Annotated in this window: 15 protein-coding genes and 1 pseudogene; 5 read left to right on the top strand and 11 right to left on the bottom strand. The window is 65.1% G+C overall.

What is annotated here, in order from left to right; genetic code table 11:
- From C1926_RS05100 to C1926_RS05055, 10 genes are all read right to left on the bottom strand, one after another.
- The coding region (locus C1926_RS05100) for a type VI secretion system Vgr family protein (protein ID WP_174214081.1) at nt 1–553 on the bottom strand (553 nt) is incomplete at its 3' end.
- A 119-nt stretch (nt 554–672) separates the two neighbouring features.
- A complete protein-coding gene (locus C1926_RS05095; protein WP_108758440.1) occupies nt 673–1,023 on the bottom strand; it encodes a hypothetical protein in 351 nt (116 codons plus the stop codon).
- Nucleotides 1,024–1,046: 23 nt separating this feature from the next.
- Nucleotides 1,047–3,797, bottom strand: coding sequence for a type VI secretion system ATPase TssH (gene tssH, locus C1926_RS05090; protein ID WP_108758439.1), 2,751 nt, complete (start codon nt 3,795–3,797; stop codon nt 1,047–1,049).
- Between the two features lie 66 nt (nt 3,798–3,863).
- The gene (gene tssG / locus C1926_RS05085) at nt 3,864–4,955 is read right to left on the bottom strand and encodes a type VI secretion system baseplate subunit TssG (RefSeq protein WP_108758438.1); all 1,092 of its coding nucleotides are present in this window, start codon (nt 4,953–4,955) and stop codon (nt 3,864–3,866) included.
- A complete protein-coding gene (tssF, locus tag C1926_RS05080; RefSeq protein ID WP_108758437.1) occupies nt 4,919–6,754 on the bottom strand; it encodes a type VI secretion system baseplate subunit TssF in 1,836 nt (611 codons plus the stop codon). Before tssF ends, tssG begins: the two co-directional genes overlap by 37 nt.
- Nucleotides 6,754–7,242, bottom strand: coding sequence for a type VI secretion system baseplate subunit TssE (gene tssE, locus C1926_RS05075; RefSeq protein WP_079222221.1), 489 nt, complete (start codon nt 7,240–7,242; stop codon nt 6,754–6,756). The genes tssF and tssE overlap by 1 nt, the downstream gene beginning before the upstream one ends.
- A gap of 126 nt (nt 7,243–7,368) precedes the next feature.
- Nucleotides 7,369–7,866: a type VI secretion system tube protein Hcp gene (locus tag C1926_RS05070; protein ID WP_079222222.1), complete on the bottom strand. Its 498-nt coding sequence runs from the start codon at nt 7,864–7,866 to the stop codon at nt 7,369–7,371.
- Between the two features lie 146 nt (nt 7,867–8,012).
- Complete coding sequence (tssC, locus tag C1926_RS05065) at nt 8,013–9,503, bottom strand: type VI secretion system contractile sheath large subunit (protein WP_079222223.1); 1,491 nt, start codon at nt 9,501–9,503, stop codon at nt 8,013–8,015.
- Between the two features lie 3 nt (nt 9,504–9,506).
- Nucleotides 9,507–10,007 (bottom strand): type VI secretion system contractile sheath small subunit, encoded by a 501-nt coding sequence (gene tssB / locus C1926_RS05060; protein WP_079222224.1) that lies wholly within the window; start codon nt 10,005–10,007, stop codon nt 9,507–9,509.
- Between the two features lie 30 nt (nt 10,008–10,037).
- On the bottom strand, nt 10,038–10,643 hold the full coding sequence (locus C1926_RS05055) for a tetratricopeptide repeat protein (RefSeq protein WP_254057368.1): 606 nt from the start codon (nt 10,641–10,643) through the stop codon (nt 10,038–10,040).
- A gap of 252 nt (nt 10,644–10,895) precedes the next feature.
- Between C1926_RS05055 and tssJ the strand changes: the two genes are divergently transcribed.
- The 4 genes and pseudogenes from tssJ to C1926_RS05035 form a co-directional block, all read left to right on the top strand.
- Nucleotides 10,896–11,519 (top strand): type VI secretion system lipoprotein TssJ, encoded by a 624-nt coding sequence (gene tssJ, locus C1926_RS05050; protein WP_079222225.1) that lies wholly within the window; start codon nt 10,896–10,898, stop codon nt 11,517–11,519.
- 214 nt (nt 11,520–11,733) lie between these two features.
- Nucleotides 11,734–13,068 (top strand): type VI secretion system baseplate subunit TssK, encoded by a 1,335-nt coding sequence (gene tssK / locus C1926_RS05045; RefSeq protein WP_079222226.1) that lies wholly within the window; start codon nt 11,734–11,736, stop codon nt 13,066–13,068.
- The gene (gene icmH, locus C1926_RS05040) at nt 13,065–13,859 is read left to right on the top strand and encodes a type IVB secretion system protein IcmH/DotU (protein ID WP_174214079.1); all 795 of its coding nucleotides are present in this window, start codon (nt 13,065–13,067) and stop codon (nt 13,857–13,859) included. The genes tssK and icmH overlap by 4 nt, the downstream gene beginning before the upstream one ends.
- Before the next feature lie 10 nt (nt 13,860–13,869).
- Nucleotides 13,870–14,613, top strand: a pseudogene (locus C1926_RS05035) (type VI secretion system Vgr family protein); the annotation flags it as partial.
- Between the two features lie 465 nt (nt 14,614–15,078).
- Here C1926_RS05035 and tyrS read toward each other — a convergent pair.
- Entirely contained in the window at nt 15,079–16,290 is a 1,212-nt protein-coding gene (gene tyrS, locus C1926_RS05030; RefSeq protein WP_108758435.1) for a tyrosine--tRNA ligase, read from the bottom strand.
- Nucleotides 16,291–16,457: 167 nt separating this feature from the next.
- Between tyrS and C1926_RS05025 the strand changes: the two genes are divergently transcribed.
- Nucleotides 16,458–17,930 carry a peptidoglycan DD-metalloendopeptidase family protein gene (locus C1926_RS05025; protein ID WP_108758434.1) on the top strand — a complete coding sequence of 491 codons (1,473 nt, stop codon included), beginning with the start codon at nt 16,458–16,460 and terminating at the stop codon, nt 17,928–17,930.
- The last annotated feature ends 44 nt before the right edge of the window (nt 17,931–17,974 follow it).

Raw genomic sequence — 17,974 nt, 5'->3', positions numbered from 1 at the left:
AATAGATGCCTTCTTCGGCCAGCAGGCGCTGGATGAAGGCCAGGTCGCTTTCCTGGTACTGGGTGGTCAGGCTGCGCCGCGCGTACTGGCTGGCATCGCCCAGCGACCAGCGCCAGGCCGGCGCCAACGTGCCGTAATCGGCAAAGAGGTCTTCGACGATCTCGACCACGGTCTTGTCATGGAAGACGTAGCTGTCCACGCGCTGCGACAGGAAGGCCAGCCAGGGCTGCAGTCGCAGCCGGTAGCGCGCCAGGCCGCCATTGCTGCCCAGCCGCTCGGCGGCGGTGATGCGTCCATGCAGCGGCCGCACGCTGCCGTCGGCCTGTTGCAGCTGCAACAGCGCACCCTGCCCGATCAGCGGTGCCAGCGCCAGGCTCGCATCCAGCGACAGCGCCGTGATCGTCCACTGGAAGCCGATGCCGTCGATCTGCTCGACGCCATCGAGGGTTTCGGCCACCAGCACATCGCTTCCCAGCGACGTATGCAGTCGCAGGAAACGCTGAGCGTGTGACGGGCCGGCCAGTGCCGCCCGCAGGTTGTTTACCAGTTCCATGGTGTTTCCCCGACGTCCCGGACTTCAAGGTGGTCTGCATGCGACGTACGCATCGGTTGCCTCCGCTTCCCGCTTCCGCGTGGCCTGCGCCCCTCCCGGGCCGCAGGCACACACGGCGATCAGGCCGCCTGGACGATCTCTTCCAGCTGCAGGCGCACGCCTTCGCTGATCTTCAGGCGATAGTCGCGGCCACCGGCGGTGATCTGCACTTCACGTGCGTTGCTCACCAGCTGCGGCTTGCCCACGACCGGGGCATCCATGTGGATGCGCCAGGAACCGCGGCTGATCTGCGCAGCGATGTTGCGGGCATCCTGGCGGGCAGCCGGCACGGCGGTGTCCAGCAGTTCGATCACGTGTTCCGGGCGCAGCCGATTCCACGAACGGACGCGGTCCAGCTCACGACCCAGGCCCAGTTCCAGGCTGTCGCAGTGGTTCAGGGCTGCTTCGCGGTCAAATCCAAAGAATTCCATCAGCGTTCTCCTTTTGCTCAGTGTCATGACACTTTGTATTTGAAGTCACCCTTCTTGCCGGCGGTGACCTTGATGGCGTTGATCCGGTTCCCCTCGGCCATTGCTGCCAGCACGCTTTCGGCGATCTCCGGCAGCAGGGTTCCATTGAGGATGTGGTCAACGTTGCGCGCACCCGAGTCCACTTCGGTGCAACGTGCAAGCACGGCCTCCACCAGGCTGTCGTCCCAGCTGAAGGTGGCCTTGTGATTGGCGATGACGCGGTCGCGGATGCGACCGAGCTTGAGCGTGATGATCTGCACCAGCACGTCATCGTTGATGGGGTAGTACGGCACGACTTTCAGGCGGCCGAGGAAGGCCGGCTTGAAGGTACGCATCAGCACCGGGCGCAGGGCCTCGCCAAGCGCATCGGCTGCGGGGATTTCCTCGGCCGGCTTGTTCAGGCAGGCCTGCATGATCTGCGAGGAACCGATGTTGGAGGTGAGGATGATGAGCGTGTTGCGGAAGTCGATCTCGCGGCCTTCGGCATCATCCATCACGCCCTTGTCGAACACCTGGAAGAACATTTCCAGCACGTCCGGATGCGCCTTCTCGACTTCGTCGAGCAGCACCACGCTGTACGGGTTGCGACGCACCGCCTCGGTCAGCACGCCACCCTCGCCGTAGCCGACGTAGCCCGGCGGTGAACCCTTCAGACCGGACACACTGTGTGCTTCCTGGTACTCGCTCATGTTGATGGTGACCAGCTTGCGCTCGCCGCCGTACAGGATATCGGCCAGGGCCAGCGCGGTTTCGGTCTTGCCGACACCGGACGGACCCACAAACATGAACACGCCACGGGGCTTGTTCGGGTCTTCCAGCCGGGCCGTGGCGGTACGCACGCGCTGGGCGATGGCATCCAGCGCGTGGTCCTGGCCGATCACGCGTTCAACCAGCAGGTTGCCCAGCGTGCGCACCGTGCGGATCTCGTCCTTCACCATGCGGCCCAGCGGAACGCCGGTCCAGGCAGAGACGATTTCGGCTACCACCGTGCCATCCACCTGCAACGGCACCATCGGGGTCTCACCCTGCAGCTCGCGCAGCTCGGCCTGCAGGCGTGCCAGCTCGGCATGCTGCGGCGACTGCACGGGCGCCGCCTTGCCACGCTTGGCGGCAGGCTTGGCGACGGCGACATCACCGTCGCCGTCATCGGCAGCGCCATCGCGCTCGACCGGTTCCGGGCTGCCCTGCTCCAGCTGCTGGCGCAGTGCGGCGATCTTCGTTGCCAGGTCGCGTTCGCGGCCGAGGCGCTCTTCGTTGCTGGCCAGTACCGCCTGCGCTTCGCTCTGCTGGACATGCAGTTCCGCCAGGCGCTCGCCATGGTCGCTGCCGCCGGCGGATTCGCGTTGCAGCGCGCTGATCTCGGCGTGCAGTCGATCCAGGTGCTTGCGCGTGTCTTCGATGATGGCCGGCGTGGCACTCTGGCCCAGCGCCACCTTGGCGCAGGCCGTGTCGAGCACGCTGACCGCCTTGTCCGGCAGCTGGCGGCCGCTGATATAGCGGTGCGACAGGCGCACGGCCTCGGTCACGGCTTCGTCCAGCACGCGGATGTTGAAGTGCGACTCCATCAGCCCGACCATGCCACGCAGCATGGCGGCAGCCAGTGCTTCGGTGGGCTCCTCCACCTTGACCACCTGGAAGCGCCGCGCCAGGGCGGCATCCTTCTCGAAGTACTTCTTGTACTCGCTCCAGGTGGTGGCCGCGATGGTGCGCAGCTCGCCGCGGGCCAGTGCCGGCTTCAGCAGGTTGGCCGCGTCATTCTGGCCGGCCGTGCCACCGGCACCGATCATCGTGTGCGCTTCGTCGATGAACAGGATGATCGGATGCGGGCTCTTCTTGACCTCATCGATGACGTTCTTCAGGCGGTTCTCGAACTCGCCCTTGACGCTGGCACCGGCCTGCAGCAGGCCCATGTCCAGGGTGTGCAGCTCGACGCCCTGCAGGACATCGGGCACGTCCTTGTCGGCGATGCGCTTGGCCAGGCCCTCGACCACGGCCGTCTTGCCGACGCCGGCTTCGCCGGTGAGGATCGGGTTGTTCTGGCGCCGGCGCATCAGGATGTCGACCACCTGGCGGATCTCGCCGTCGCGGCCGATCACCGGGTCGATCTTGCCCTCGCGTGCGCGCTGGGTGAGATTGGTGGTGAACTGGTCCAGCGCCGGGGTCTTGGACAGGCCGCCCTTGGCCTCCCCTGCCCCCACCTCGTCGCCTTCGGCCGGCTCGCCGGTTGCCGACGCGTCGGCGAAGCGGACCGTCTGCACGGCTTCCTGCGAACCTTCGGTCAGCTTGGCGAAGTCGTGCTTGAGTTCATCGCGCTTGAAGCGCACGAACAGCTTCGAGCCGCGGTAGGCCAGCTGCGCCAGATCGGGCTCGGTCAGCAGCGCCAGCAGCAGGTGGCCGCTGCGGATGCGGGTGGTTTCCGAATCCAGCGATGCGATCAGCCAGGCATGCTCGAACAGCTTGGGAATGTGCTGGGAAAACACCGGCGTGCGGCTGTTCCCGTTCTTGAACTGGCTGATCTCGTCGTTGAGATCACGCTCCAGCGATTCGGGCAGGATCCCGCTGCGGCGCGCGATCAACACGAAATCGCTCTGCGGCTGCTCGAGCAGCGCCAGGAACAGATGTTCCAGGTCCACCTCGTAGTTGCCGCGCGCCATGCACAGGTTCGCGGCCCGCTCGGCCGCCTGGCGGCAGGTGTCGTCCAGCTTGCTGATCAGGGTTTTGAGGTTGATGCTCATGCGGAAACGCGCACTCCTTGCTGGAACCGTTCAGGGGCCGGCGGCGCGACGGCCACCGACAGGTTGTCATTGCAGCGTGTGGATGCCATAGGTAGTGTCCTCACGCGAAGTCACCTGCGGCTGGGTGCAGAGGTAGCTGTCCCAGCCAAGGCGGGCGCCACCGCCACTGCCGAGTGCGCTGCCCTGCACATCCTCGGCACGCAGCACCAGCCGTACTTCGTATTCAAGAATGCCGCCGGTCAACAGCGACAGCCATTTGGCCAATGCTTCGGCAGCGCTGCCGCCTGGCAGGAAATCATCGAACTGATCGCGGCGCAACGGGCCGATGCGCAGGCGCAGGCGCAGGTCGCGCTGCCAGACCCGGTCGCCGGCCAGCGCGCTGGCGCCAAGTACGGCGTTGGCCTGGCCCAGGCGGGTTGCCTGCCCCGCCGGCACCCGGTACCACGCGCCGACGAACTGCTCCACGTGCAGGAGTACCTTGAAGTAGTCCGAAAGCACGCGTTGCATCAGCGCTGCCGACACCGGCCGCTGGCGCACCGCACCGGCGTAGTAGGCCACCGCTTCGTCAAAGATGTCGCCCTTGCCCTCGTGCAGGCGATCGCGCAGCTCGCTCATGCCCATGCCGAGCAGCGACAGCACCAGCGGCAGGAAACGCTCGCGCCGGTCCAGCTCGTACTGCACGGCCAGGCGATGCTTCTTCCAGGCGGCATAGTGCAGCGACACCGCGCGGCTGGAGAAGATGTCCAGGAAGGCGCGTGCAGTGCGATCGCGCTGGTACAGCTCGCGCAGCTGCAGGGTTTCGGTGTAGTGCAGCGGCAACGCGCCGGCGGTACCCAGCAGGCCCATGAACTGCGGGGTCAGGTGCACTTCGGCCAGCGTCTCGCCGTGCAGTGCCTCCTCGATCGCCTCCTGCCCCTGCAGCCGGTCGCCCTGCAGCGAATAGACCTCGCCCTCGGCCGAGAGCTCGGTGGCCGGGAAGCCCAGCGAGAGCGAATTGCGGAAGCGCACCCGCATGGGCACGGCCTGGCCGGGCTTGACGCCCTGCCGCTGGAACACCTGCTCGAGGACCCGGACCGCCTGGAAGAACTGGAAGCGGTGGGGCTCGGCGAGCAGCTGCTGGGCTACGCCAGGATCGATTCGCCGCTGCGCGCTGGGCATCGGACGATCTCCTCCCCGCTGTCGCTGGACACCAGCACCAGTCGGGTAAAGCTGTTGGCATGCACGTACAGTGCAAAGAAGTGGTCCATCACCTGGGCGAAGGCGGCCACACCGGTACCCACGAAATGGGCTTCATTGAGGGTCAACCGGATCTCCAGGCCACGGACGACCGAGGCGAACTGGCGGCCGTGCATCCAGGTAGTGACCGGGGTCTGTTCCAGTTCGAGGATGCCGTCGATCTGGCGCGCCGAGACGTTGCTGCCCGACAGGTCGTACAGGCGCAGCATCTCCTTCAGCGCGGGCAGGCCACTGGCCGTCAGCGAAAGCTGGTTGAGGGAAAGATGGGAGATAAGGCGCCACTGGGCATTGCGGCCATGGCGGAAGCGCAGCGGCTTGGTCGGCTTGCGCAGCAGGCTGATCGCCTTGGCCGGGCTGCCGCCCTCGATGTTCAGGTCGCCGCCGGCCACGCCGAAGGCGAGCTGGTTGGGCAGGTCACGATTGCTGCAGGTCAGCTCCAGGCTGACGGTATCGGTCTGCGGCAACACCGGGTTGAACGCCAGGTCGACGAAGCTGATTTCCATCTCGAAGCCCGGGCTCTGCCGCGCGACGTCCTCATCACGGCGCGCCACCCAGTACTGGCCGGTGCGCTCGGGATCTTCACCGTGCTGCAGCGAATAGAACGGGCGGAACGCCTGGATCAGCTCGCCCTGCGGGGTCTGCCGGATGCGGTGTACCGAATCGATCGAATGCACCTCATAGGCGAACGCGCGACGCGCATCGGCCAGCACCGGATAGTTGACCGTGCGATGGGTGACCCGGATCGGCTCTCCGCTGGTCTTGAACAGGTTCACGATGGGCGTGCAGCCCAGGCGCAGGTTGTGCGGCCCCAGCTCCTCCAGCACCATCGTGCCGTTGCGGTCCTGCCCCTGCGCGTTGAGCACCAAGTGCAGGGTGAAGCGGCGGCTCGCACTGGCGATGAGTGCAGGCAGGTGCAGGTCGACGAAGCCGAACTTCTCCGGATAGGCGAACAGTTCGGTCAGCAGGCGATAGGCCGGATGCGATCGCGCCGGGAAATCGATCAGCGCCTCGTTGTCGGCGAAGCCGACCGGGCTGAGCGGCACGGTATCCAGCCGGCGCCAGCGGCCATCGCCATCGGACTCGACGTAGGCCGCCTTCACACCCAGCATCAGTGCGTCGCGCAAGGCAGCGCGCACCGACGGCTCACCATCGAGGAACAGGCGGAGGTGATCGGTGCCCAGCTGGTGGAAGCCCAGCTGGTCGGACAGCAGCTGGAAACCAAGGGAAATCTGTCCGCCGGTACCGGCCGGCAGGGTCGTCGCCATCGGCGCATCGGCCACGCTGCGGTAGACCACCTGCTGCACGCCGATCGGCGCGAGCACGACGTCATATGCGGTGCGGAAATCGCAGGGCACGCCGCGAACCGGGCGGCTCTGCAGGGCGGTGCCGCGCGGCACCCGCACCGGGGCGCTCAACTTGGACGCCACCCCTTCCATGTCGAAGCAGGCGATGGAACAGGACGGGAACGGCCGCAGGTAATGCGGGTACAGCACGTCCAGCAGCGCATCGGTGAATTCCGGGTAGTCATCCTCGATGCGCTTGGAGACGCGTGCGGTCAGCAGTGCGAAAGCTTCGATCAGGCGCTCGACGTGCGGATCCTGGCTGCCGTCGGCAGACAGCTGCAGGCGCCCGGCGATCTTCGGATAGCGCTCCGCAAACTCCCGCCCATAGCGACGCAGGTAGCCCAGCTCACGTTCGTAGTAAGGCAGCAGATCCTGCATCAGGCGGCCTGCGTACGACGTGCGCGGCTGACCTGGTACTGCAGGGTCGAAGGCTGCAGCATCGCGTCGAAGCTGACCGGCTCGCGGGCCGGCTCCAGGTCGAGCAATGCATGGATGGTGAAGTGCAGGCCACCTGCAAACTGGTTGCCTGCATCCAGATGGACATTGACATTGCGCAGGCGCCGCTCATGGCGCGCCACGGCCTGCTCCAGTGAACGGCAGATCGCAGCGCGATCGTACGCATTGGCCAGGCTCATCGCCGAGAAATCCGCCAGCCCGTAGGTCAGCAGCGATTGACGGCAATTGGGAAATTCCTTCATGTCCCCTTCCTGGAACGCGGCGCGTGAATTCAGCAGCCCCTCCAGGTCGCGGGCAATGGATTCCTTGTACTGCTCGAGCGAAACGGACTTGAATACAGGCCCGCCGGCCGGTTGCTTCGGCGCGTCGTCGAACAGTTTTTCCAGCAGGCTGGGTTCGAGTCCCTTCATTGGACGATCCACTCAGGTTCGGCATCCGTGCGGGCGGCAGCGGTGCAGCAAAGGCGAGGCCGTTCCTGGCCTCACCTGACGATCAGACTGCGATGGCGCACAAGGCGCCATCGCAGCGACACAACATCAAACGGTGTAGTTCGGGATGTTCTTGGTTGCGCTCCACTGTGCCACGGTCTTGCCACCAACTCCGCCTTCCGGCTTCTGCTGCTGGTAAGTCCACTTGATGGCGCCGAAGCTCAACTGAACAACTTCCTGCGGCATGCCTTCCTTGTCCACCGTGGTGGTGACGCGGTGGACCAGCACGTTCAGCAGCTCGACCATGTAGTAATTGATCGCGTTGCCGTCCTTGTCGGCGCGCATGAACTGGATCTGCGCCTTCGGGAAGGTGGTGCCGTTGGAAGCGGCCTGGTTCAGGGCCGTGGAGGCGAGGTCGATCGACTTGGTGATTTCGATCGGGGACAGGTTCACGCGGGCTGCGGTGGTGCCGCCGGAGGTCGACGCGGTGGCCGAACGCGGCTGCAGCAGGTCCTGCGAGAACGACTGGATTTCAATCCAGTCCTTGTGCTTGTCGTCGTGCGACTCGCCCTTGATGGTGTCAATCGAGAGGAAAGCGTGTTGCATATCTGGTCTCCTAAATTCCGTTCTTCCGTGAGATTTGGTGTGCCAGGCGGGGGCCTGGCGGTTAAGGGGGGCTACGCCCTCTTGAAATAAGCGTCACTGCAATCCGGGGGGTCAACTCCCCTGGACGCTTCAGGTACTGCAAATCGTTACGACTTCTTCGCGGACGCCGGCAGTTCGGCGACCAGACGCAACGAGACAGACAGCTCATCGAGCTGGAAATGCGGCCTGATGAAGGCCACCGCGCGGTAGACGCCGGGCTTGCCCGGCACCTCCGAAACCTGCACAGATGCCTCGCGGAGCGGGAACTGGGCCTTGGCTTCCTGGGAGGCGTTGTCGTCCAGCAGCACGTACTGGGCGATCCAACGGTTCAGGAATTCCTCGACGTTCCCCGCCGAAGCGAAGCTGCCGATCTTCTCGCGCATCATCGCCTTGAGGTAATGGGCGATACGCGAGACCGCGAAGATGTACTGCAGCTGGGCAGACAGGATCGCGTTGGCATTGGCCGAATCGGTGTTGTACTTCTTCGGCTTCTGTGCCGACTGGGCGCCGAAGAACGCGGCGTAGTCGGTGTTCTTGCAGTGCACCAGCGGCATGAAGCCGAGGTCACTGAGTTCTTTTTCACGACGGTCGGTGATGGCCACTTCGGTGGGGCACTTCAGCGCCACTTCACCGTCGTCGGTACGGAAGGTATGGGTCGGCAGGTCTTCGACCAGGCCACCACCTTCCACGCCACGGATGGCCGCACACCAGCCAAAGCTCTCGAACGCCTGGGTCAAGCGCGCGCCCATGGCGTAGGCGGTGTTGCACCACAGGAACTTGCTGTGGTCGGCCGCTTCGATCTCTTCGACGAAGTTGAAGCCCTCGACCGTGGTGCCATCCTTCGGGTTGTACGGCAGGCGGCCCAGGAAGCGCGGCATGGTCAGGCCGACGTAGCGGCTGTCCTCGCTCTCGCGGAACGACTTCCACTTCGCGTACTCGACCGTGTCGAACACCTTGGCCAGATCGCGGGGCTTGCCCAGATCGGTGAAGGTCTCCAGGCCGAACATGCCTTCACTCGCGGCGGAGATGAACGGTGCGTGCGCGGCAGCGGCGACGTGCGACATCTGCTCGATGAAGTACATGTCCTCCGGCTGGCGGCCGAGGAAGTAGTCACCGATCAGCGCGCCGAACGGTGCACCACCGAAGGTGCCGAACTCTTCTTCGTAGACCTTCTTGAACAGCGCGCTCTGGTCGAAGTCGATGGCGGACTTGAAGTCCTTCACCAGGTCCTTCTGCGGCGAATTGAAGACCTTGATCTTCATGTTCGGGCCGGTGGAGGTCTGCTGGCACAGGTAGTGCAGGCCACGCCAGCTGCCTTCCAGCTTCTGGAAGGACTCGGCGTGCATGACCGCGCTGAGCTGCTCGGAGATGATCCGGTCGATCTCGGCGATGCGCGCGTCGAGCGTCAGGTTGAGGTTGTCGGAGACCACGACGGTGCCGTCCAGGACTTCCTTCGCCAGGGCGGCGATGATGTCCTTGGCGCGGTCGTGCTCGGTCTGCGACTTGGCGACCTTGCTCTTCTCGACGATCTGGTCGAGAAGACCGACGTCTTCCAGTTCGGTGGCCTGGGTGGCCAGTTGGCTGGCTTCGGCTGACATCGATCAGTCCTCCTTGGTCGCGCCGAGCTGCTTCAGCTGCTCGGTGTTGTTGAGCACATCGGTCAGCAGATCTTCCAGCTTCTCGTTGCCAGCCAGCTTGTTGCGCAGATCGGCCAGCTTGGTACGCGATTCGAGCAGGCGGCGCAGCGGTTCAATCTGCTGCACGACGGACTCGGGACGGAAATCATCGATGGAGTTGAACTTCAGCTCGACACCGAATTCGCCGCCCTCGTTGCTGATCTTGTTCGGCACGCGGTAGACCGCGCGCGGCGCGACGCCTTCCATCACTTCATCGAAGTTGTCCAGGTCCACGTTGACGAACTTGCGATCCTTGACCTTGGGCAGCGGCTGTTCCGGATTGCCGCTGAAGTCGCCCATCACGCCGACTACGAACGGCAGTTCCTTCTGCTCGATCGCGTCACCCTTCTCGACGTCGTAGGTGAGCTGGACGCGCGGCGGGCGGATCTTCTGCAGCCGCTTCTGGATGCTTTCCTTCTTGGCCATGTGTGTCTCCTGACTGGGGCCGGTTCCGGATCAGTTGCCGATGTTCTGGAACGGATCGGAGTTGTTCGAACGGGCAGCGGGCTTGGCCGGCTGGGCGGCGGGCTGACTTGCAGCCGGCGCGGCCGGACGCGTCGTGCGGGTGCGGGCGCGGGGCTTGGGCTTGGGCGTCGGGTCGGCGAGGATCGCATCACCCATCGTGGTGCGCAGGGTGTTGGCCAGCGTCTGCGCTTCCTTGCGGGCGGTATCCGATGCCAGTGCACCACGGCCCTGCAGGCGCGTCAGCGACTGGTTGGCAACGCGGAAGCCCGCAACGGTGATCACGCCATCGGCAACCAGATCTTCCGGGTCGCGCTGCAGGACTTCTTCGGCTGCCACGATGGCACGCGCGTACTGCCCCTGGTCGAACTGCAGCTGCGCGATGCGCACCCACGGTTCCTTGCGGGTCGGGTCAGCCTTGGCGGCTTCCTCGAACGCGGTGATCGCCGCATCGGCGCCACCCACGGTCACCTGCGCCTCAGCGTTGCTCAGCGTCGTCTCGAACGGAACGACTTCTGCCTTCTTCGGCGACGAGGAGCAGGCTGCAAGGCCCGACAACAACATCAGCGCGAACATCGGCCGGTACACAGCCTTCCCCATTGCCTTCACTTCCATAGTGATCCCTCGTCGAAATTAATTCCTGAAGGAAGCCGAATCTCCGCGGGTACAACGCACGGGATTCCTGCCCCATTCGCCGGAAGTGTACATTCGCGAATACGCATCGGTATAGTGAATTTCGTCAAGAATATGGCGGATTTGCTGGACACATTCTTCACATGCCGATGTGATATTCGCGAGGAAAACACGCTGTTTGCGTGACTTTGAACCCACCATCAGAGCCCATCCAACCACATGAATGTGCAGCCCCTCTCATTTCAACGCGTGATATCCGTCACGTTTTTGACACTGATAATCTCCTCTTCCCTTTCCGGTTGCGCCTCTGACAGCAAGCTGGGCAAGGCGATGGACAAGACCCTGCAGGTCGTTGGCATCCGCGAGGACAAGCCAGAAGCCCCACCCGTCATCCCCCTGCGCCTGTACGCCGGCACCAACCTCAATGCCGGAAACGACAAGCGCGCCTCCGCAGCCGTCGTGAAGATCTACCACCTGCGCAGCCTTCACCGCTTCGAACAGGCCCCGTTCAATGCCTTCCTCGACCAGGCCGGCGAACAGGCCGCACTGGGCGCGGACCTGCTTTCGGTCAATGAAGTGGTGCTGACCCCCGGGGCGCGGCAGGAATTGTCCGAGCAGTTGAGTGAAGGAAGTGCAGTCCTCGGCGTGGTGGCGCTGTTCCGGGCCCCGGCCGAGAACCGTTGGCGCCTGGCCTTCGACACCAAGGGCAAGACGCTTCCCCAGGACGGCGTCACCATCGGCGTGCATGCCTGCGCGTTGACCAGTGACAGCAAGGCCCTGTTGACGCGGATCTCCGGCGATCCCGGCAGCCTCGCATCCATCCGCTGCGCGGGGGCAAAGTGAATGGCTGCCAGAATTCTGGCACTCGAATTCCACGATGGGATAGTATCTGCCACGCGAGGCTAGGCCTCGAACAAGTAAATATGTGGAGTGCTTCACACTTTCACATTGAAGCGCCGGGCAGCTGTCATCCTGCCGCACGATAACGGCGGCGCCGCTGGCGCGGGCTTTTTTTTCAAGCTATTTCCAAGGATTGAACGTGGCTTATGTAAGCAGGATGTCGAAGGTTCTCTGGGGTGAAGGACTGTTCCTGCGCCCCCAGCATTTCCAGCGCCAGGATGCGTACCACGAGGCGCGACTGCAGGACCTTTCCCAGACGCTGCACCCGTATGCATGGGGCGCGCGTCGCGTACGTTTCGATCCACACGCGCTGTCCGGTGGCACCCTGCGTCCGCTGGACCTGTCGGCGGTGTTCCCCGATGGCGAAACCTACGACGCCCCCGCCCACGACAGCCTGCCCGACGCCGTGTCACTGCATGAGCTGCCGCCCGGCATCCAGAGCACCGTGGTCTATCTGGCGCTGCCCCTGCTGCGTGATGATGGCGCCAACTGCGCTGACGCCGAAGGCACGGTGCTGGCGCGGTACCGCCAGGCCAACCGGGACACGCAGGACCTGTTCACCGACGCGGTCGAGGCCGAGCTGTCGTACCTGAGCAAGGCCGTGAAGCTGCTTACCGACGACCAGCCGCGCGATGCGTACAGCACCGTCGCGGTGGCGCGCGTGCGGCGCACGTCCAGTGGCGGCTTCGAGCTGGATGACGAGTTCATTCCGCCCTCCGCGCAGCTGCAGGCTTCGCCGTTCCTGCACCGCGAACTGCGGGCGGTGCTCGATGCACTGCAGGCGAAGGTGGATGCGCTTTACGGCCTGCACCGGCAGACGTCGCAGAACATCATCGAGTTCCGCTCGGGCGACATCGCCTCGTTCTGGCTGCTGCACACCATCAACAGTTCCTTCAGTGCGCTGGCCCACCTGCTGCACCATCCGCAGCTGCATCCCGAGCGCCTGCACCAGGAGCTGCTGCGCATGGCGGGCGCACTGCTGACCTTCTCCAACGCCTACCAGCTCAGCGACCTGCCGGTGTACCGCCACGACCAGCCGGAAGCGTCGTTCCGCAAGCTGCTGGAGATCGTGCGTGCCCTGCTGGATACGGTGATCTCGACGCGCTACTTCAAGATCGCGCTCAACGAGGTCAAGCCGTCCTACCACCTGGGCCGGCTGGACTCGCAGCGCATCGACGGCGAGGCCTCGTTCTACCTGTCCGTATCGGCATCGATGCCGGCGCAGGAGCTGATCCAGAGCGTCCCGGTCCGCTTCAAGGTCGGCGCGCCGGACGACGTGGAGAAGTGCGTGCTGTCCGCGCTGCCGGGCGTGAAGCTGGTCCACGCGGCGCAGGTACCCGCGGCGATTCCGGTGCGTCCGGGCAGCCACTACTTCGAGCTGGATGCACGCGGCGCACTGTATGAGCGCATGCTCAAGTCGCAGTCGCTGATGATCTACGTGCCGGCCGGCATTGCCGAACTGAAGATGGAACTTGTGGCGGTGACCTCATGATGAATTCCCCCCTGCCCCCGACCCCGGGCCCGATGCCTTCGCTGACCGCCAACGGCGCGATGGCCAACCCCACGCCGCAGGCCGCCAACCCGCAGAGCCTGCAGGACCTGATGGCCGACGGCTTCTACCTGCTGCTGCTGCTCAAGCGCGGCCAGCTGCCGAACGATGCCGAAGGCTTCGTGCAGACCGTGCAGAAGTTCCTTGATGGCGTGGAACGCAATGCGATGCGCCTGGGCGTGGCTTCGGAAGATGTCTATGCCGCCAAGTACGCCTTCTGTGCCGCCGTGGACGAGGCGATCCTGTCGCAGCCGTCGCAGCTGCACGAGACCTGGGAGCGCAACCCGCTGCAGCTGCGCATGTTCGGCGAGCACCTGGCCGGCGAGCACTTCTTCGATCGCCTGGAAGAGCTGCGCCGTCAGGGCGCCGCGCGCCTGCCGTCGCTGGAGGTCTACCACTACTGCCTGCTGATGGGTTTCGAGGGCAAGTACCGCCTGGAAGGCACCGAGAAGCTGGGCTACCTGACCGCGCGACTGGGCGATGAAATCGTCTACCTGAAGGGCAAGCGCCACGGCTTCGCACCGCACGCGCTGCCGCCGGACAACGTGCGCCACAGCCTGCGCCGCGTGGTGCCGTTGTGGCTGCCGGCGGTGGTGGTGGGCTGCTTCGGCATCGTTGCCTTCTTCGGCGTGCGCACCTACCTGGGCCACGAGACGCGCCAGCAGCTGGCCGCCTACAACGACGTGGTGCAGATGCCCGAGCGCACCGCCCACATCACGATTACCCTGCCATGAGCCTGATGATATGGACATCCCAAGCTCCTCCCTGCTTGCATCCCTCGCCTCGCTGTCGCACCGCGAACGCCTGATCCAGCTGCAGGGCCCCGAACAGGGCCTGGTGGTTGAGCGCTTCGAAGGCACTGAATCGGTCTGCGGCGACAACCGCCTGCAGATCGACTGCCTGGCGACTGACGCCTTCCTCGACCTCGCGCCCTGGTTGGAACAGCCGCTGACCCTGCAGCTGCGCCAGTCCGACGGCGCGCTGCGGCAGTGGCATGGCCTGTGTACCGAGGCCGCGCAGCTGGGCAGCGATGGCGGCCTGGCCCGCTACCGCCTGATCCTCGAACCCTGGACCGCCCTGCTGCGCCTGCGCCGCAATGCGGTGATCTTCCAGGATCAGGATACGCGCGCCATCTGCGAGCAGATCTTCGGCGACTACCCGCAGGCGGTGTTCCGCTTCGACGTGCAGGCCGAACTGCCTGTGCGTGCGATCACCACCCAGTACCGCGAAACCGACTGGGCCTTCGTCACCCGGCTGCTGGCCGAAGCCGGCCTGGCCTGGCGCATCGAGCAGGCGCAGGGCGATGAAGCCGCGCACACCCTGGTGGTGTTCGAGCCGGGTGCGGAGCTGCCGGACAGCGGCACGTTCCGCTTCCACCGTGCCGACATGGCCGAGGCCAGCGACGGCATCACCGCCTTCGCCGAGCGCCAGCAGCTGGTGCCCAACGCCAGCACCGTGGCCAGCTGGCACAGCGAGCAGGTCAACGCCGTGGCCGCGCAGTCCAGCGCCGATGCCGGCACCCTGCCCGCGCTGGAGGTCTACGTGCTTGATCAAACGTCTGCAAGATGGACAATCATCCTTCCTGCAGGCGCCTTCACAAGATACCTGCGCATACTTTCAAAGATCTTGGGAAGTGGCCTCAGCGCCGTTCCCGTGTGCTGCGAAGTTTCCTTCGTAGCGAGCCGCCCATTATGCCAGACTTTTTCAGTCCGTCAACACCTTCGTTCGATCATCTCGTTCGGCGGTGGTGGGCGCCCTGTTGTCGCTGAAGCCCCTTGGTGGCGGCCCCTGCGACGGGGGAGGAGAAGTATGCCCCCATCCACAGGGTTTGTGAAGGGGGTGTGGCGATTTTTTTCAACGGATGTTGCATCCGTTCATCCATCGCGCCCGTGGAGGCATACCGCGAGGAGCAGCCGAGCATGGGCTCGGCTCTACATCTCTATAAGGGAGGTGTCAGGCAGCGACCAGGCGGACGCGGGCGAAGGTGCGCTTGCCCACCTGCAGCAGGCCTTCGAAGCCCGGCTGCAGTACCTGCTGTCCATCCTCGACCACTTCACCGTCCACCTTCACCGCGCGCTCCTTGAGCTTGCGGTTGGCCTCGGAGTTGCTCGGGGTCAGCCCGGCAGCGGTCAGCAGAGCCGCAATACGCAGGCCTTCAGCCGGGATGGCGACGTCCTGCAGCGGCAGCTGGGTGATGTCGCCCTGCCCGGTCACCGCCGCTTCCCAGCCGGCAATGGCCTGGTCAGCCGCAGCCGCGTCGTGGAAACGGGTGGCCAGTTCACGCGCCAGGCGCAGCTTGACCACGCGCGGGTTGAGAGTGCCGGCGGCGACCTCTTCACGCAGCGAAACCGCTTCGGCCTGGCTGATATCAAAGGACAGCAGCTCGATCCAGCGCCACATCAGGGTGTCGTCGACCTTCATGGTCTTGGTGACGATCTCGATGGCCGGTTCACTGATACCAATGTAGTTGCCCAGCGACTTGGACATCTTGTTGACGCCGTCCAGGCCTTCCAGCAGCGGCATGGTCAGCACCACCTGCGGCTTCTGGCCGTGGTGTTCCTGCAGGCCGCGGCCCATCAGCAGGTTGAACTTCTGGTCGGTACCACCGAGCTCGACGTCCGCTTCCAGGGCCACCGAGTCGTAGCCCTGCACCAGCGGGTACAGGAACTCGTGGATGGCGATGGACTGCTGGGCGGCGTAGCGCTTGGCGAAATCGTCGCGCTCGAGCATGCGGGCCACGGTGTGCTGGCTGGCCAGGCGGATCATGTCGGCCGCGCCCATCGTGCTGAACCACTCCGAGTTGAAGCGGACCTGGGTCTTGTCGCGGTCCAGCACCTTGAACACCTGCTCTTCATAGGTACGGGCGTTGGCCAGCACGTCCTCGCGGCTGAGCGGCTTGCGGGTCAGGCTCTTGCCGGACGGGTCGCCGATCATGCCGGTGAAGTCGCCGATCAGGAAAATGACCTGGTGGCCAAGGTCCTGGAACTGGCGCAGCTTGTTCAGCAGTACGGTGTGGCCCAGGTGCAGGTCGGGCGCGGTGGGGTCGAAGCCAGCCTTGATCCGCAGCGGACGGCCTTCCTGCAGGCGCGCACGCAGATCCTCGATCTTGAGGATCTCGTCGGCACCACGGCCGATCAGGGCAAGGGCTTCTTCAATCGAGGACACGGTGACTACTCCCGGCTATGCCGTTTCTTGTGTGGGGTGTTAACGCCAAGTTAACCCATCCGGCTTCACAAAAGCCAATAGGCACAAGGGTTTGACGCGGTTTTCTCAGGTGTCTATGGTAACCGGCGATCAGGCCCGCGCTCCCGGGCCGCAGGAAAAAACCACTGATGCAAAATTCCGAACAAGGGCGCGCACGCAAGCAGCGCTTCCAGGAACGTCTCCACGTCCTGCACGACAACGCCCTGCACCGGAAGCTCAGGCAGCACCTCCCCGCCGCATTCAATGAACGCTGGACGCGTCGCCATTGGGTGCACGCGAGCCTGTTCGCCACCATCGGCGCCTTGGTGGCGACGATCGTGCCGGGTTTCTCGCACACCATCGATTCGCCCTATCAGGAAAGCCACACCAGCCTGGCCCTGCCCTTGCCGCCGCTGTCGCTGGCACGCCAGCAGCAGACCCCGGGCGACAGCTGGCAGGTGCTGCGGGTGCAGCGCGGGCAGACCCTGAGCGATCTGTTCGACCAGGCCGGCATCCCCGCCAGCACCCTGCACCGGGTGCTGGACCATCCGGGCGCGCGTGATTCGCTGACCAAGCTGCGCCCCGGGGCCGAGATCGCCTTCGACATGCCGCTCTCGGGCGACCTGCGCAGCATCCGCTTCGACCGCGATGGCGACAACCGGGTGGAACTGAGCCTGGCCGGCGATGACATCAAGGAAAAGGTGACCAAGCGCGAGACCTCCACGCGCACGGTGGTCACCAGCGGCGAGATCACCAGCTCGCTGTATGCCGCAGCCCGCCGGGCCGGGCTGTCGCCGTCGGCGATCGCGACGATGACCGACGACATCTTCAAGTACGACATCGACTTCTCCAAGGACCTGCAGCCGGGCGACCGCTTCAGCGTGGTGATGGACGAGACCTGGCGTGAAGGCGAGAAGGTCGACACCAGCAAGATCCTGGCGGCGACCTTCACCACCGGCGGCAAGACCTACTCGGGCTTCCGCTTCGAGCGCGGTGGCAAGTCGGAGTACTACGACCTCAACGGCCGTTCGCTGAAGAAGAGCTTCATCCGCATGCCGATCCCGTTCGCGCGGCTGAGCTCGACGTTCGGCGCACGCAAGCACCCGGTGCTGGGCAAGATGCGCATGCACAAGGGCGTGGACTATGCCGCGCGTACCGGTACGCCGATCATGGCCGCCGGCGACGCCCGCGTGCAGTTCGCCGGCGTGCAGCGCGGCTACGGCAACGTGGTCATCCTCGACCATGGCCGCGGCCACACCACCCTGTACGGGCACATGTCGCGCTTTGCCAACATCAAGACCGGCCAGCGCGTGGCCCAGGGCACGGTGATCGGCTATGTCGGTTCGACCGGCCTGGCCACCGGCCCGCACCTGCACTACGAATTCCGCGTGAACGGCGAGCACCGCAATCCGCTGACGGTGACCATGCCGCCGCCGGAACCGCTGAAGGGCGCCGAGCTGGTGGCCTTCCGTGCGCAGACCGCGCCGGCCATGGCCCGTATCCAGGGCATGGAGAAGCTGATCTACGCCGAGGCCAGCCCGGCCCCGAGCAGCCGCGAGGCCGCGCCGACCGAGGTGGCCAGCGCCAAGGCCAAGCCGGGCAACAGCCACAAGCGCGGCTGACCCGCGCTGCGTTGACGAGGAAGGACGCGGCAGCCCAAGCTTGC

Origin of the sequence: Stenotrophomonas sp. ZAC14A_NAIMI4_1, from assembly GCF_003086915.1 — a bacterium.
Taxonomy (GTDB): Bacteria; Pseudomonadota; Gammaproteobacteria; order Xanthomonadales; family Xanthomonadaceae; genus Stenotrophomonas.
The sequence above is the reverse complement of the archived record's forward strand: the minus strand, read 5'-3'. Positions and strand labels throughout refer to the sequence as shown.

What these genes read in the sequence shown, in the direction of transcription:
- C1926_RS05095 (WP_108758440.1), bottom strand. Translation starts at nt 1,023, where the DNA reads ATGGAATTCTTTGGATTTGACCGCGAAGCAGCCCTGAACCACTGCGAC.
- tssE (WP_079222221.1), bottom strand. Translation starts at nt 7,242, where the DNA reads ATGAAGGGACTCGAACCCAGCCTGCTGGAAAAACTGTTCGACGACGCG.
- icmH (WP_174214079.1), top strand. Translation starts at nt 13,065, where the DNA reads ATGATGAATTCCCCCCTGCCCCCGACCCCGGGCCCGATGCCTTCGCTG.
- tssH (WP_108758439.1), bottom strand. Translation starts at nt 3,797, where the DNA reads ATGAGCATCAACCTCAAAACCCTGATCAGCAAGCTGGACGACACCTGC.
- tssJ (WP_079222225.1), top strand. Translation starts at nt 10,896, where the DNA reads ATGAATGTGCAGCCCCTCTCATTTCAACGCGTGATATCCGTCACGTTT.
- tssB (WP_079222224.1), bottom strand. Translation starts at nt 10,007, where the DNA reads ATGGCCAAGAAGGAAAGCATCCAGAAGCGGCTGCAGAAGATCCGCCCG.
- tssG (WP_108758438.1), bottom strand. Translation starts at nt 4,955, where the DNA reads ATGCCCAGCGCGCAGCGGCGAATCGATCCTGGCGTAGCCCAGCAGCTG.
- C1926_RS05025 (WP_108758434.1), top strand. Translation starts at nt 16,458, where the DNA reads ATGCAAAATTCCGAACAAGGGCGCGCACGCAAGCAGCGCTTCCAGGAA.
- tssK (WP_079222226.1), top strand. Translation starts at nt 11,734, where the DNA reads ATGTCGAAGGTTCTCTGGGGTGAAGGACTGTTCCTGCGCCCCCAGCAT.
- tssC (WP_079222223.1), bottom strand. Translation starts at nt 9,503, where the DNA reads ATGTCAGCCGAAGCCAGCCAACTGGCCACCCAGGCCACCGAACTGGAA.
- C1926_RS05055 (WP_254057368.1), bottom strand. Translation starts at nt 10,643, where the DNA reads ATGGGGAAGGCTGTGTACCGGCCGATGTTCGCGCTGATGTTGTTGTCG.
- C1926_RS05070 (WP_079222222.1), bottom strand. Translation starts at nt 7,866, where the DNA reads ATGCAACACGCTTTCCTCTCGATTGACACCATCAAGGGCGAGTCGCAC.
- tssF (WP_108758437.1), bottom strand. Translation starts at nt 6,754, where the DNA reads ATGCAGGATCTGCTGCCTTACTACGAACGTGAGCTGGGCTACCTGCGT.